The organism is Aulosira sp. FACHB-615, from assembly GCF_014698045.1.
Taxonomy (GTDB): Bacteria; Cyanobacteriota; Cyanobacteriia; order Cyanobacteriales; family Nostocaceae; genus Nostoc_B.
This window is the reverse complement of sequence record NZ_JACJSE010000007.1, coordinates 269,805-284,338: the sequence shown is the minus strand read 5'-3', so window position 1 is coordinate 284,338 and position 14,534 is coordinate 269,805. Positions and strand designations below refer to the sequence as shown.

Annotated in this window: 9 protein-coding genes and 1 tRNA gene; 7 read left to right on the top strand and 3 right to left on the bottom strand. The window is 40.5% G+C overall.

The window, feature by feature from the left end; translation table 11 throughout:
* Positions 1-3: 3 nt before the first annotated feature.
* Complete coding sequence (locus H6G77_RS14600) at positions 4-384, bottom strand: DUF4359 domain-containing protein (RefSeq protein ID WP_190589885.1); 381 nt, start codon at positions 382-384, stop codon at positions 4-6.
* Between the two features lie 128 nt (positions 385-512).
* Between H6G77_RS14600 and H6G77_RS14595 the strand changes: the two genes are divergently transcribed.
* From H6G77_RS14595 to H6G77_RS14585, 3 genes are all read left to right on the top strand, one after another.
* Positions 513-585, top strand: a tRNA-His gene (locus H6G77_RS14595).
* A 42-nt stretch (positions 586-627) separates the two neighbouring features.
* On the top strand, positions 628-774 hold the full coding sequence (locus H6G77_RS14590) for a hypothetical protein (RefSeq protein WP_190589781.1): 147 nt from the start codon (positions 628-630) through the stop codon (positions 772-774).
* An 852-nt stretch (positions 775-1,626) separates the two neighbouring features.
* Positions 1,627-4,047: a sucrose synthase gene (locus H6G77_RS14585; RefSeq protein ID WP_190871917.1), complete on the top strand. Its 2,421-nt coding sequence runs from the start codon at positions 1,627-1,629 to the stop codon at positions 4,045-4,047.
* Between the two features lie 82 nt (positions 4,048-4,129).
* Here H6G77_RS14585 and H6G77_RS14580 read toward each other — a convergent pair whose 3' ends face one another.
* Positions 4,130-4,732: a peptidoglycan-binding protein gene (locus tag H6G77_RS14580; protein WP_242048187.1), complete on the bottom strand. Its 603-nt coding sequence runs from the start codon at positions 4,730-4,732 to the stop codon at positions 4,130-4,132.
* A gap of 412 nt (positions 4,733-5,144) precedes the next feature.
* Entirely contained in the window at positions 5,145-6,236 is a 1,092-nt protein-coding gene (cax, locus tag H6G77_RS14575) for a calcium/proton exchanger (protein ID WP_190669845.1), read from the bottom strand.
* An 804-nt stretch (positions 6,237-7,040) separates the two neighbouring features.
* Between cax and H6G77_RS14570 the strand changes: the two genes are divergently transcribed.
* From H6G77_RS14570 to H6G77_RS14555, 4 genes are all read left to right on the top strand, one after another.
* Complete coding sequence (locus H6G77_RS14570; protein ID WP_190871916.1) at positions 7,041-9,752, top strand: DUF3536 domain-containing protein; 2,712 nt, start codon at positions 7,041-7,043, stop codon at positions 9,750-9,752.
* A 476-nt stretch (positions 9,753-10,228) separates the two neighbouring features.
* Positions 10,229-11,389 carry an anhydro-N-acetylmuramic acid kinase gene (locus H6G77_RS14565; protein ID WP_190871915.1) on the top strand — a complete coding sequence of 387 codons (1,161 nt, stop codon included), beginning with the start codon at positions 10,229-10,231 and terminating at the stop codon, positions 11,387-11,389.
* Between the two features lie 88 nt (positions 11,390-11,477).
* Entirely contained in the window at positions 11,478-11,927 is a 450-nt protein-coding gene (locus tag H6G77_RS14560; protein WP_190589786.1) for a hypothetical protein, read from the top strand.
* A 758-nt stretch (positions 11,928-12,685) separates the two neighbouring features.
* Positions 12,686-14,278, top strand: coding sequence for a serine/threonine-protein kinase (locus H6G77_RS14555; RefSeq protein WP_190589787.1), 1,593 nt, complete (start codon positions 12,686-12,688; stop codon positions 14,276-14,278).
* Positions 14,279-14,534: the final 256 nt, after the last annotated feature.

Genomic DNA, 14,534 nt, shown 5'->3' with positions numbered 1-14,534 from the left:
AGGCTATTGCTGTTCAGCACTGTACGTATAAAAATTATGAAAAGCTCCCACCGTTTCAAACTTGTACCCTGGTAGCCAAGCACCAAGGGTTAAATCTGTCCGATACACACTAAACAACAGAAAATCTTGCCGTTCCGTTGTGGTTCTGACCAAATCTCGCATTTGGGGGTTAGTGGAATCAACAAGTTTGTCACAGCGAGAATTAAGTAAGCTCTCAATTAACTTTGAGGTTTTTTGACACACATCATTTTTGAGATATTGGGTGAGTTGATTGACTGCATAATCTTCATACTCCTTGGATGTCGGATTAGTTTTAGACATGGCTACGCCAACTACAGCTATGCTAGTAGCGATCGCCAATGCCATCATCGTCAAAAGCTTCATATTTCTCACTGTCATCTTCTGATAGCCATTAGTGTTCCTGGACTATACATTAGTAAAGTCCGTTCCTTGAAAAAAACCCTTGCTCAATTACTAAATAGATGCTATGATTATTAATCGATAAGTCAATGGCGAGCGTAGCCAAGTGGTTAAGGCAGTGGTTTGTGGTACCACCATCCGTGGGTTCGAGTCCCATCGTTCGCCCTAGTTAATACAAATTACTCTAATTAAAAGTTATAAACCGGAATGGCTACAATCACCTTTAGCTATCCCGGTAACACTTTTATCAAAACTTTAATTTTAAGTCCTGCCTTGGAATCAACTCTGAGTCTCATAGCGATTAGCCTGAGACTTTATAGCGGTTTTCATTCCAATGATGTACATCAAATCTAGCCCCCCTATCAACTTGTACCGCACTCAACTGAGAAACCCTATATTTCTAGGCGGGATAGGTTTCATAGTTTTTTGCATAAATCTCAATTAAAAAGGGAAGCAAATTTTAGTTTTTTGCTTCCCTATAAATCCTTGATTTCCCAATGTCACTGTTAGAAAATTCCTAAAAGAAAGATAAAAGTCATTCCGCAGAATAGCATGAATGAGACAATTAAAATGTTGCCTATGCTGTGGTCGGTAGTTGTTAATTTATGTGAATGGTCTTGCATATATACCGTCCCTGTTTCTAATTACTTCGTGGTGCAATTATAGCGAGGGCAAATTTAAATTATTCTCACTAATATCAAAAGTTGATTTTATTTGATTTAAATACAAACTCATTGTTGATATCACAACATAAAGATTAAATTTTGTTGCTAAAAATCAGGAGATAATTTTGTTATTTGATAGAACTTTAAATTGAATGACTAATATAACTAACTGTAACAGAATGTATATAAAATGATGAGTATACTGGCCACAAACAAGTATGAATTTTTTACATTTAAAGCAAAATAATTTTACTTTTTAATTAGCAGTGGTTGATAAATTGAGCTAAGGAGAAAAGGAAATAATTTATCAGGCGATCGCTTTTCGATATCAATTGAGAATTGAGGCATTTCCAGCAATAAATATAGTGAATCAGCCTAAAGTTACGAAAATTGTCCGCCTATAGTTAGAGGGAATAATACTGATTATTCGATAGTTTAGGTAAAGAAGAACACGCAAGAAGTCCATAGACTTTGTGAAACACAGATAGAAAGAGTTTATCTGTGTTTATTCGTGTTTGTACCTATTGACTGTGAGGTGAATATGTCTGAATTGATTCAAGCAGTTCTAGAAAGTGAAGAAAAAAATGATTTGCGTGCTTTTATTAGTGAATTACGCCAACAAGAAAAAAATTATTTGCTGAGAAATGACATACTCCAGGTATATAGTGAATATTGTGCTAAACATGGAAAGCCGGAAAATTCTGACAAATTATCTCTGTTAGGAAAACTCCTCTACTACACGCAAGAAATTATTCAAGAAGACTCCAACTTTTGTTTTATTATCCGTCCTTATATTGCTAGTCAAGAAGTTTATCGACTCACAGCAGACTTGAGTGCGGAAGCAATGACAGTACAAGAACTGCTGGATCTGCGCGATCGCCTCGTCAATAAATATCATCCCAACGAAGGTGACTTGTTAGAATTAGACTTCGCCCCTTTTTACGACTACACCCCAGTTATCCGCGACCCGAAAAATATTGGTAAGGGTGTGCAGTATCTCAACCGTTATCTTTCTAGTAAACTCTTCCAAGACCCCAAACAATGGCTAGAAAGCTTATTTAACTTTTTGCGCCTGCACCAATATAACGGTATTCAACTCCTAATTAACAATCGGATTCAATCACAGCAGCAACTTTCCCAACAACTAAAAAAAGCGATCGCATTTGTCAACGAACGCCCCAGTGATGAACCTTACGATGATTTTCGCTTTCAATTGCAAACAATGGGTTTTGAACCTGGTTGGGGTAACACCGCCCAACGAGTACAAGAAACTCTGAATATTTTAGATGAATTAATTGACTCACCCGACCCCCAAACCCTAGAAGCGTTTATCTCCCGCGTCCCGATGATTTTTAGAATCGTCTTGGTTTCCGCACATGGTTGGTTTGGACAAGAGGGAGTTTTAGGAAGACCCGATACAGGTGGTCAAGTAGTTTATGTTCTCGACCAAGCCAGAAATTTAGAAAAGCAACTACAAGAAGATGTCTTACTCGCTGGTTTAGACGGACTCAACGTTAAACCAAAAGTAATTATTCTCTCGCGCTTGATTCCCAATAGTGATGGTACTTTATGTAACGAAAGGTTAGAGAAAGTCCACAGTACAGACAATGCTTGGATTTTGCGCGTACCTTTGCGGGATTTCAATCCCAACATGACCCAAAACTGGATTTCTCGCTTTGAGTTTTGGCCTTATCTCGAAACCTTCGCTATCGACTCAGAAAGAGAATTATTAGCAGAATTTCACGGTAAACCAGACTTAATTGTCGGTAACTACACTGATGGGAACTTAGTAGCTTTCTTATTAGCGCGACGGATGAAAGTTACCCAGTGTAACATCGCCCATGCTTTAGAAAAATCTAAATATTTGTTTAGTAATCTTTACTGGCAAGATTTAGAAGATAAATATCATTTCTCTCTACAATTTACTGCTGACTTGATAGCCATGAATGCTGCTAACTTTGTCGTCAGCAGTACTTATCAAGAAATTGTCGGTACGCCAGATAGTGTGGGACAATATGAGTCTTATAAATGCTTCACCATGCCAGAGTTGTATCATGTGGTGAATGGCATTGAGTTATTCAGCCCGAAATTTAACGTTGTTCCGCCGGGGGTGAACGAGAGTTATTACTTCCCCTACACCAAGACTCAAGAACGGGTAGAAAGCGATCGCTTGCGTCTCGCTGAAATGTTATTTACATTAGAAGACTCTAGCCAAATTTTCGGCAAACTGGATGACCCCAACAAGCGCCCTATTTTTTCAATGGCGCGTCTCGACCGCATTAAAAACCTGACTGGTTTAGCTGAATGTTTTGGTCAAAGTAAAGATTTGCAAGAGCATTGTAACTTGATTTTAGTTGCGGGTAAATTACGCACCGAAGAATCAGACGACAACGAAGAACGTGACGAAATTATCAAACTTTATCACATCATTGATGAATATAATCTTCACGGCAAAATTCGTTGGTTAGGTGTCCGGTTATCAAAAAGTGATTCTGGCGAAATTTATCGCGTGATTGCTGACCATCAAGGTATTTTTGTCCAACCTGCTTTATTTGAAGCCTTTGGTTTAACAATTTTAGAATCAATGATTTCTGGACTACCAACTTTTGCGACTCAATTTGGCGGGCCGCTAGAAATCATTCAAGATAAAGTTAATGGCTTTTACATTAACCCTACGAATTTAGCAGAGACAGCCACGAAAATTTTAGATTTTGTTACCAAATGTGAACAAAATCCCGACTATTGGCAAACAATTTCTCAAAAGGCAATTAACCGAGTTTACACTACCTATACTTGGAAAATACACACCACCAAGCTGTTATCTTTAGCTAGAATTTACGGCTTCTGGAATTTTACCTCCCAAGAAAACCGCGAAGATTTATTGCGTTATTTGGAAGCACTGTTTTACTTAATTTATAAACCCAGGGCGCAACAACTTCTCGAACAGCATAAATATCGGTAATTATGTAAGGAAAAAATAAAAAGGCAAAAGGTAAAAGTAAAAAGGCAAAATAAAATAAGCTTTTGCCTTTTTACTTTTATTTTTATCTTGTTAGATGAAACCAAGTTCTTGGCCCGACTATGCCATCTACATTGATATTGCGACGATTTTGAAAGGCTTTGACAGCACTTTCTGTCAACGCACCGTAAACCCCATCTACACGAATTGTATAGCCATTAGCTATGAGTAACTTTTGTAAAACTCTCACAGCTAGACCTGAATTTCCAAAACGTAAATTAGGTACAGTACGACCACCCAATCTTGTAGACCTAGCTAATAAAAGTTCATCGTCACTCAATTTTTGGGCGATGAGGCGTTGTGAACGCGGAAACTTGATATTTACAGGTTGAAAGTTCTTAAATTCTGATAAGCTATATAAGTCTTTAGCAGGTTTTTTGTCTGTTTTTTTTACTAGATTTTTTTCAGAATTAGCATTAAAAGCTACTAGAGTAGCTTCAGATTTTTCTTGAAGCTGCATGAATTCAGACGGCGTGGTTTTTCTATCTAAATCAAATTGAGATGACTGCCCCTGTGGTGTTTTCTGCACGCCATTATCTAGCTGAATTACATGCTGCTGGTTGATATGAGACGGAGATGGTTGTTTGACAATTAACACGCCCGTCATCAGCAGGACAATATCACTCATTTTTTTTGATGTTATTAACACCCATATTTCCTTTGACAGAAAAATCGTCGTTGTTCCGGAATGGTGTGTCCTAGAAATAAAAAAATATAATAATTTTGCGTAATCATAAACAACTGCGATCGCCTAGCAATCCTCAATTATGCTTGACACAATTGCATCTGAATCGTTGATTTGGTTTTATGTCCTGCTTTCCTTGAAAATAATAAACTCTAGATAATAAAAAATTTTCTCTATCTGAAGCGGTATCTCTAATGGTTAATAAGATTTGAATAAGAAATTACTTTGATTTTTCAGACTTGATAAAGATACAAAAATATGGTTACGTAGCGAACAAAAATTTAAATTAATTCTATCTCTCAGCAGAAGCGATCGCTCATCAAAGTAACAGCGATCGCTATCTGCATAATTATTACTATCCAATACTGGTAATTACTGGATGGAAGTAAAAAGCAAAACCTAAAACTGTATATGCCGCTAACAACAAAATACCTTCCAACCAATTAGATTTACCATCAGAACTAATACTGTTGGCAATTAATACCGACACAGCCACAGCGACTAATTCAAAGGGATTAAAATCTAAATCCATTGGTTGACCAAGTATCCAGCCTGCTATGACTAACACCGGGGCTACAAATAAAGCAATCTGCATACTGGAACCCACAGCTACAGATACAGAAAGATCCATCTTATCTTTCATCGCTACAGTCACAGCCGTGGCGTGTTCTGCGGCATTACCCACAATCGGTACTAAAATTACACCTGTAAACAGTGCTGTTAAACCTAGTTGGGATGTGGCTACTTCTAAAGAATCAACTAACATTTCTGATTCCAGTGCGACTAGCAAGGTACAAACCAATAACACCCCAGTCCACAACCACATATTTGGTTTCTCGTGGGAACCTTCATTGTCTTCCGCCTCAGCCACGCCCACATCATACAAATAAGTATGGGTTTTCATCGAAAACAGCAATGTCAAGGCGTAAACCACAATTAACACCACTGCCACAGCCAAGGAAAGATTTTGTAGAGTTTGTTCATTAATGCCTTTGGAAGTATAGTTCATTGCCGTGGGAAGTAACATGGCAATCACCGCCAAATTCATTGAGGAAGCATTTACACGCGCTACAATAGGCTGAAATGTTTGCTCTTTGTGGCGCAATCCTCCCAGAAACATCGAAAGACCCATCACCAGTAATAAGTTACTGACAATCGAACCTGTAATACTGGCTTTGACTACACCAACCAGTCCCGCGTTCAAAGCAACTAAAGCAATGATTAATTCTGTTGCATTACCAAAGGTGGCGTTTAATAACCCTCCCAGCGTTGGGCCTACCACCACAGCAATTTCCTCTGTTGCTGTTCCCATCCAAGCGGCTAAAGGCAAAATCGCCAAACCAGCAGTGACAAACACTATTAAGTCTCCCCATTCGAGAAAATGCGCCGCCAGCGACACGGGAATAAACAGTAACAGCACGAAAAAAAGAATGTTTTTACCTGACATTTGGTTACTTTAGTAAAAGTTATCCTGGAAAAAGCTGAGTGAAATATGGGGAAGATGAGGTAGTGAAGTAAGTAAAGTGAGTCAACAAAAAATGATTCTTCCCTGTTTTGCTTCTCTTCCTCATCCCCCGCAGTACTCATAACTCAGCACTCCAATAGGATACTCTCAAGTTTTAGTTAACCCATTGAGAGAATTTACTAAACTCTAGGACTTACGCAAAAAAACGAAAAAATAAAATTTTAGAACAGGGTGTAGGGGTATGAGGGTGTAAGGGGGGAAGTATTCAAAACCCTTACACCCCATACCCTTTCACCCCCACACCCAATCCCCATAGACAATTTTGGTGCGTAAGTCCTGAACTCGTGGCAATTTATCAAAATTGATGAAAACAGATCAATGCTCAATGTAAACTAACGTTGTGTTTTACAGATTTTCTGCAACATTTTGTAGTAAAAATATCAATTTTCAGGTAGCATACTACACAGGAAATAGAGTTTAATAGATTCAAAGACAATTCATGTTGACCAATAGTCCCTAAATGGTGCAAATGCCCAGATTTATCTGTGGGGTCAGTCTAAAATCTAAAATTGTGAAATAGCTGAAAAATTAGCGATACTTGAAAAACAGAGATAGGATAACGCAGATTTCACACTCTAGTCAGACTGCTGTCTCAAGAATTAAACTGTATCCTATAGCCATAGTTTTAGTCTATACCGGATTTTGTGTTCAAGCCTGTGTAGATGAGGTTGAAAGAAAACGCTTTCCGCGTTGCTGCAAGTTTTTTGTTTTGGATAAATATACTACATGACTTCTGCTGCTGAATTGCCAGCCAGCCCTGGCGCTACGTCTATTGATCATTCAATTACCCAAGATACTCACCAGCATGATCCCCTAAAAACAGCGACTGGTGTGTATGTCACAGTGCATGGTCATTTTTATCAACCACCGCGCGAAAACCCTTATCTAGACGCAATTGAGCGTCAACCCAGTGCTGCACCTTTCCATGATTGGAATGAGCGGATTCACTATGAATGCTATCGTCCCAATGCCTTTGCCAGAATCGTCAATGACCAAGGCGAAGTGATGGGGATAGTGAATAATTACGAGTATCTCAGCTTTAATATTGGCCCTACCTTGATGTCGTGGCTAGAACGCTATGATGTGGAGGTTTATCAACGAATATTAGAAGCAGATGCCAAAAGCGCCGATCGCCTGCAAGGTCATGGCAATGCGATCGCGCAAGTATATAATCACATCATCATGCCTTTGGCTAACGAACGGGATAAATACACGCAGATTCGCTGGGGCAAAGAAGACTTCAAATCTCGCTTTGGTCGTGATCCCGAAGGCATCTGGTTAGCAGAAACAGGTGTAGACTACGCAACTATCGAAGCTTTAATTGCTGAAGGGATTCGTTTCATTATCCTGGCACCATCCCAAGCACAACGTTGTCGTTCTCTACCCAAACAAAATGATCCCCAACCAGAATGGCACGAAGTTGGTGGTAGTCAGATTGATCCCACCCGTCCCTATCGTTGCTATTTGAAAGGAAATAAAGAATGGGGATTTGAAAAAGGAGATATCCTCAACTCACCACTCCCGACATCGGACACTTCTAAATATATAGATATCTTCTTCTACGATGGCCCAATATCCCGCGACATGGGTTTTACAGATGTCACCTATAGTTCCCATCACTTAGCCGGACGTATAGGTTCAGCTGTGCGTGGGGATCATCGTCCCGCCCAATTGATATCTGTGGCTACCGATGGGGAAACCTTTGGACATCATAAAAAAGGCACAGAAAAAACCATCGCCTACGCCTTTACCACCGAACTTCCCCGTCATGGGTGGACAGTCACCAACTTTGCCCACTACCTCAGCTTAAACCCACCAACTTGGGAAGTAGAACTCAAGCCTATCACCGCTTGGAGTTGCGCCCACGGTGTTGATAGATGGCAGGATGACTGTGGTTGTGGTGGTGAGGGTGGTGTTTGGCATCAAAAATGGCGGCGACCTTTACGTAACGCCTTAAATTGGCTGCGGGATCAGCTAGTGGAAGTGTATGAAGAATATGGGCAGCAATTTTTCAAAGATCCTTGGTTAGCTAGGGATGAGTATATCAAAGTCATCCGCGATCGCTCACCCGCCAATGTCAGCCGCTTTCTCTCCCGCCATCAAACCCACAAACTCAACGCCGCCGAACAAGTAGATGCTTTGCGTTTATTAGAAATGCAGCGTCACTCCTTATTAATGTTTACCAGTTGCGGCTGGTTTTTTGAAGAACTATCTCGCCCAGAAGGTACTCAAATTCTGCGTTACGCCGCCCGCGCCTTAGAACTGGCGGGAGATGTCGCAGGTGTGCAGTTAGAAAAAGGCTTCGTCAAACGCTTGGGTTTAGCACCAAGCAATGTAGACTTATTCAAACATGGCGGTGAAATATATCGTCAGTTAGTCTTAACTGCTCAAGTGAGCTTCAAGCAAGTTGCTGCTCATTATGCCATTACTTCGCTGTTTAATAATCATCGACCCGTAGAGACTTGCAATTTACCAGGGCAAGATACCTCTGGTAAAATGCGTCATCATTGCCAAAAGCGAGTTTATTGCTACACAAGTAATGAGTTAGACTACCAACGGCAACGCATGGGAGCATTGACTTTAGTTGTCGGACATTTAAAATTAGTTTCCGAAATTACTTGGGAAAGCGAACATTTAGTGTTTGCTGTGCTGCATTTAGGCGGTTGGGATTTTCACTGCTGCATTCAACAGTTTACAGGGCGACGTGATTACAGCCAGTTAAAAGAAAAATTGTTCACCGCACTCCAGCAAGCCAGTGCAGCCCAGACTATTTTGGTGATGACACAGGTGTTTGGCAATGAAACCTTTAGCTTACAGAATTTATTTGCTGAAGAACGTCACCGGATTATGCGGTTAATCAGTCAAGAAACATTAACTCGACTTGACCAACTGTATACCCAAACATACCGCGAAAACTACGGCGTACTCATGGCCTTTCATCGGGATGAACTCGAAGTACCCCAAGAATTGCAAGTGGCTGCCGAGATTGCTTTAGGATATCGCTGTATGACAACATTGCGATCGCTAGAGCAAGACATCACAGAACCGCAATCTTGTGGAAATCACATTGTAGAATTAGAAGCGATCGCCACAGAAGCCAAGCATCTGCGTTGTCGCTTCAATATTCCCGAAGGTAAGCAAATATTAGAGCAATTAATTTTGCGATCGCTCTGGCAATTATTACATGACACCAACGGTAGTTTTGCCACCGATATCCAAATATTAGAAAGATTGATTGATGTGGGATATCAACTCAACTTGGGTATTTCTCTCTATCGTTCTCAAGAACTATACTTCAGTTGTCTGCACAGTCAGATAGCACCCGCTTGTTTTGCCAGCCTGATCAATAAACAGGATACTAATCAATGTCGGCAGTTATTAAAATTAGGTCAAAAGTTAGCCGTTGATGTGAAGGGAATTTTAAGTCAGTTAGATTAGTATATTCCTCAAACTTAGATCCCCGATTTCTTCAAGAAGTCGGGGATCTTGCTATTCACGAATGATTGATAATTGCTATAAAACTAGATTAATCGGCCAAATAATCTTGTCTGATATATAGGATATCTAGATATGACTTACGCAAGAACTCTCTCAAACTCTTCTAACTTCGTGTCCTTTGCGTCCTTTGTGGTTCGTTTTTTCATAATTTTGCGTAAGTCTTCATATAGAGGAATGATCGCTCCTATTAGCCTAAATTAAGGGAGCGATCGCTGCACAAACAAAAGTGGAACATTAGTAATTATGTATTGAGTAGCAATCTCATTTAACATACTTAAGATAGATTTACTATACGTCATCAGGCTGATATAGTAACTTGTCTGATTTATTTAAAATCCCCAACTCTACCCTTTTAGTCGTAGTCAATTTTGGATTGACTGATGACTATTGAGCAATCAAACTATTAATTATCTTTTATGACTCGCATTATCGGTTTAATCAGTGGTACATCCGTAGATGGCATTGACGCTGCTTTAGTAGATATTTCTGGTACAGATTTAGACCTGAAAGTTGAGTTATTAGCAGGACAAACATATCCTTATCCGGCTGAACTCCGAGACAGTATTTTAGCTGTTTGTGCAGGTAAAGCCATTTCAATGGCAGAATTAGCAGCATTAGATGATGCGATCGCCTTTAGTTTTGCCCAAGCCGCGCAAAACATTCAAACTGGTCATCAGCCAGCAATTTTAATTGGTTCCCACGGGCAAACAGTTTATCATAGACCACCACAAAGCCAGGGAATCGGCAAACCCCAGTCCCTGGGTTATACACTGCAATTGGGACGAGGTGAATTAATTGCCAGTATCACAGGAATTACCACCATCAGTAATTTCCGTGTTGCTGACATTGCAATTGGTGGTCATGGCGCACCCCTGGTACCCAGAGTTGATGCCTTTTTACTCAGTCATCCAGAAGAAGCACGCTGCATTCAAAATTTAGGCGGTATCGGGAATGTTGCTTACATCCCACCCCGCCGCGACAACTGGTTAGAAAAAATGCGCGGTTGGGATACAGGCCCAGGCAACAGCTTGTTAGATTTAGCAGTAGAGCATTTAACTAATGGTGCTAAAAAATATGACGAAGATGGTAAATGGGCGGCGACTGGTAGTCCTTGCCAATCTTTAGTCGAACAATGGTTGCAGCAAGACTACTTTCATTTACCACCGCCCAAATCTACAGGACGTGAGTTATTTGGTGTAGATTACTTAAATCAATGTTTAAAAGATGCCGGGCCATATCAACTCAGTCCGGCGGACTTTCTCGCCACCCTTACCGAACTGACAGCAGCTTCTGTTGTTCACAGTTACCAAACCTTTTTACCGCAAATGCCACAACGGGTATTTTTATGTGGTGGTGGTAGTCGGAATCTGTATTTAAAAGAACGTTTGCAGTCATTATTAAAAACAATCCCCGTTTTAACTACCGATGAAGTCGGCTTGAGTGGAGACTTTAAAGAAGCGATCGCTTTTGCAGTTTTAGCCTACTGGCGACAGCTAGATATGCCTGGAAACCTACCATCAGCCACAGGCGCACCCCATGAAGTCCTGCTGGGAGAAATTCATCCAGCCGAAAAATAAGTTTTGCGGACTTAGCACCTGACATTTTTAGGTTTCAAATATATCTTTAAGTCGTAAGGGTACTTGATTAAGACAAGGAACTGAGAAGGTGGGTCATACTTTTTTAATGGAACCAGGACGCTGGTCATTACAAGGCAATTGGCTAGAACACAATGGAATGCCAATCAGCGTTAAGGGTATGACCCTAGTTGCTTGGAATCGAGATAACTGGTTCACAATGGCAACCAAGCTGATTTTTCCTGGTAGCGATCGCTCAGAAATTTCCTTAGTATACAAAGGGCGGTTGCATGAAGGTGAACGCCAGTATACTTTTTTACTTCAGCATAATTTGTTCGGACAGATCGAAGGCGAAGGTTGGATTGGTCTCGATACAATTGTGCAACGCTATTGGGTATTGAGCGATCGTCAACGTCGCAGTGGCTTTGAAACAGTCTATCGTCTCTCAGATGACGCTTATTATTTAAGTTCTGGTGTCATGTCCGGTCATTCCCTCACCAGTACAATGGAAGCCAGTTTAGAACGGCAACCGCTCAAATAGTGCTGAGTTGGAAATGCAGAGTGATGAGTTGTAAAGATACTCATGACTTATGCAAAAACCGCTAAAACTCTCATTTCTCAGGGAACTCTGCATCTTGCGTCTGGAGTTGTTTAACGTTCCCTAGTCTGTGCATTAATCCTGACCCAATACGGTTCAGATAAGAACCCTAAATGACAACAAAAGCAACAAATAATAACTAATGACTCAATAAAAAACGAAAAAATGATTTTGGAGGGGGTTTGGGGGACGCAACCGTCCCCCAATCGGGGGCTTGGGGGATTCTCCCCCAAATCTTGCTCATTGTCTAATAGGTAGAGCAGAAATTGAGAAATCAACTCTCATCACCTTAACTGAATCGTATTGAGTCCTGACCTTGAAATTACTGGGTTTCTACTTAGGACTCAGTACTCAGCACTTTGCCATATATCAGCGATTGTAAATCAATAGAAACTATAGATAATTATTTAGCCAAATTTGGGCAGACTAGAAATACATCAACATCAGCGTGCGGAATGTGAGCAAACTTCAGGATGAATCTACCATTCCGTAGATTTGAATTGGCATCTTCCACCAATTGTAAACACTAATTGCTGACAAACCGCAGGCCAAGAGTAGCAATTCTCCCCCCAGAGAACTAAAAACTGCTTCTGAACTTGATTGATCTAGAAACTCATTCTAAATCAATCAAAAACGCCAGTTTGAAAATACTTGTTTTCCTACACACTTAACATCAATCTGCTTTTGGAGTCGAATGTTTTATGTCAGACCCCAACATTGGACGCTTACTCGGCAAACGCTACCAGCTTCAGGAACTAATTGGTACTGGAGCAATGGGTCGAGTTTATCGTGCTAAAGATATTTTGTTGGGAGGCGTACCAGTAGCAGTCAAGTTTCTCGCCCTCTCGATTCAAAATGAAAAGATGCGGTTACAAGAACGCTTTGAGCGAGAAGCCAAAACCTGTGCTTTGCTGGGACAAAAAAGCATTCATATTGTGCGAGTCATGGACTATGGCGTAGATGAAAATAATACGCCCTTTTACGTGATGGAATATCTTCAAGGACATGGCCTCAGTCAGATTATTCGTCAGCATCATTTAGCTTTACCCAGATTCTTGAGCATGGTGCGTCAAATCGGACTGGGGTTACAGTGCGCCCATGATGGGATTCCCGTTGATGGCGCTATTTATCCGATTATTCACCGTGATATCAAACCCAGTAATATACTCGTCATTCAAGACTCCAGCTTTGGGGAGTTAATTAAAATTCTTGATTTTGGCATTGCTAAGTTACTCCAAGCCAATAACAACGAGCAAACAAAATTTTATTTAGGAACTTTAGCTTATTCTTCTCCCGAACAGATGGAGGGTAAGGAATTAGATAATCGGTCAGATATTTACAGTTTAGGTGTGATGATGTTTGAGATGCTAACTGGCAAAATGCCGTTAGTCGCTGCAACTCATTCCTTTGGCGCGTGGTACAAAACCCATCACTTGCTAGAACCACGTTCTTTTGCCGCAGTCAATCCTGGGTTAGAAATACCCAAACAAGTAGAAGATTTGGTCATGAGTTGTCTGGCTAAATCACCAAGCGATCGCCCCCAAAAAGTAAGCGAAATTTTGCAGGCCTTAGAATCCATCGAACAGAATTATCGCTCGCCCATCATTCAACCAGATAAACCCGCACCCAAAACAGTAGCAACTCGCAGCTTAACAATTCCTGTAGAAGTTCAGCCCCAGACAAAAGCCGATATAGAGGTATTATCTGCTCATGATGAAATCTTACGTACTACTGCTTGGCCAGACAACAAACCCATAGCGGATATTGTCTTCCCCAAAACAATTCGTTTGAATAACGAAGTTTTACCAACTCTTTGGGTGATGCTACCACAGCAGGAAATTATCAAACGGTTTGCCTGTAATCGTTATAATCAATTTCTCTTTCTGCCTGCACCGCATCCGATGACACTGTGGATTACTGTTATCTACAATCGTCAACATGGTGTAAAGTGGCTGCCTTACTATCTTGATCTCAAAACTAGTTTCGGCCAAGAAATAACTAGATTACTTGCAAAAACTGGTTATTATCGATTGTTATTCTTTGCCAGAGAAGCACCAAGTCGCTGTTCTCACATCTTACTTTGCAGCATCGCTACGGCTCAACGCCAAAATCTCGAACAATGGGCTGAAGAAAGTAAAATCTCAGCATCATCTGTTGATCCACAACTTAGTAAAAATGTACTAAAAAGTGAATACGAGAGAATTAAACCCCAAATTTTATCTAAATTAGAAGCAACGGCTACAGACATTCCCTTTGATCTTTCCGGTGAGAATGTGGCGGATTGCAAAATGTAAACTTTTGTGACGAAAAAACTATATTCGGTTGTAAGCCTTACGTTATAGCAAATATAATGATTAGCGATGGCGAGTGGTCAACTAAATTTAATTGGATCTACGCAGATAGTGCTATGTGTCCAATACAGCACCCAAATTAGTTTGTTTAACTAGCCTTGAGTTAATTACCTGGGCTACCTAATGCGACTAATTTATCCCCTACAATACAGTTTACTCTTAACAATTATGTGCAGCCTTTTAGATGGCTGGTCATAGT

Excerpts from the sequence above, each read along its gene's own strand:
- H6G77_RS14600 (WP_190589885.1), bottom strand. The coding sequence starts at position 384 with ATGAAGCTTTTGACGATGATGGCATTGGCGATCGCTACTAGCATAGCT.
- H6G77_RS14590 (WP_190589781.1), top strand. The coding sequence starts at position 628 with ATGGCTACAATCACCTTTAGCTATCCCGGTAACACTTTTATCAAAACT.
- H6G77_RS14585 (WP_190871917.1), top strand. The coding sequence starts at position 1,627 with ATGTCTGAATTGATTCAAGCAGTTCTAGAAAGTGAAGAAAAAAATGAT.
- H6G77_RS14580 (WP_242048187.1), bottom strand. The coding sequence starts at position 4,732 with ATGAGTGATATTGTCCTGCTGATGACGGGCGTGTTAATTGTCAAACAA.
- cax (WP_190669845.1), bottom strand. The coding sequence starts at position 6,236 with ATGTCAGGTAAAAACATTCTTTTTTTCGTGCTGTTACTGTTTATTCCC.
- H6G77_RS14570 (WP_190871916.1), top strand. The coding sequence starts at position 7,041 with ATGACTTCTGCTGCTGAATTGCCAGCCAGCCCTGGCGCTACGTCTATT.
- H6G77_RS14565 (WP_190871915.1), top strand. The coding sequence starts at position 10,229 with ATGACTCGCATTATCGGTTTAATCAGTGGTACATCCGTAGATGGCATT.
- H6G77_RS14555 (WP_190589787.1), top strand. The coding sequence starts at position 12,686 with ATGTCAGACCCCAACATTGGACGCTTACTCGGCAAACGCTACCAGCTT.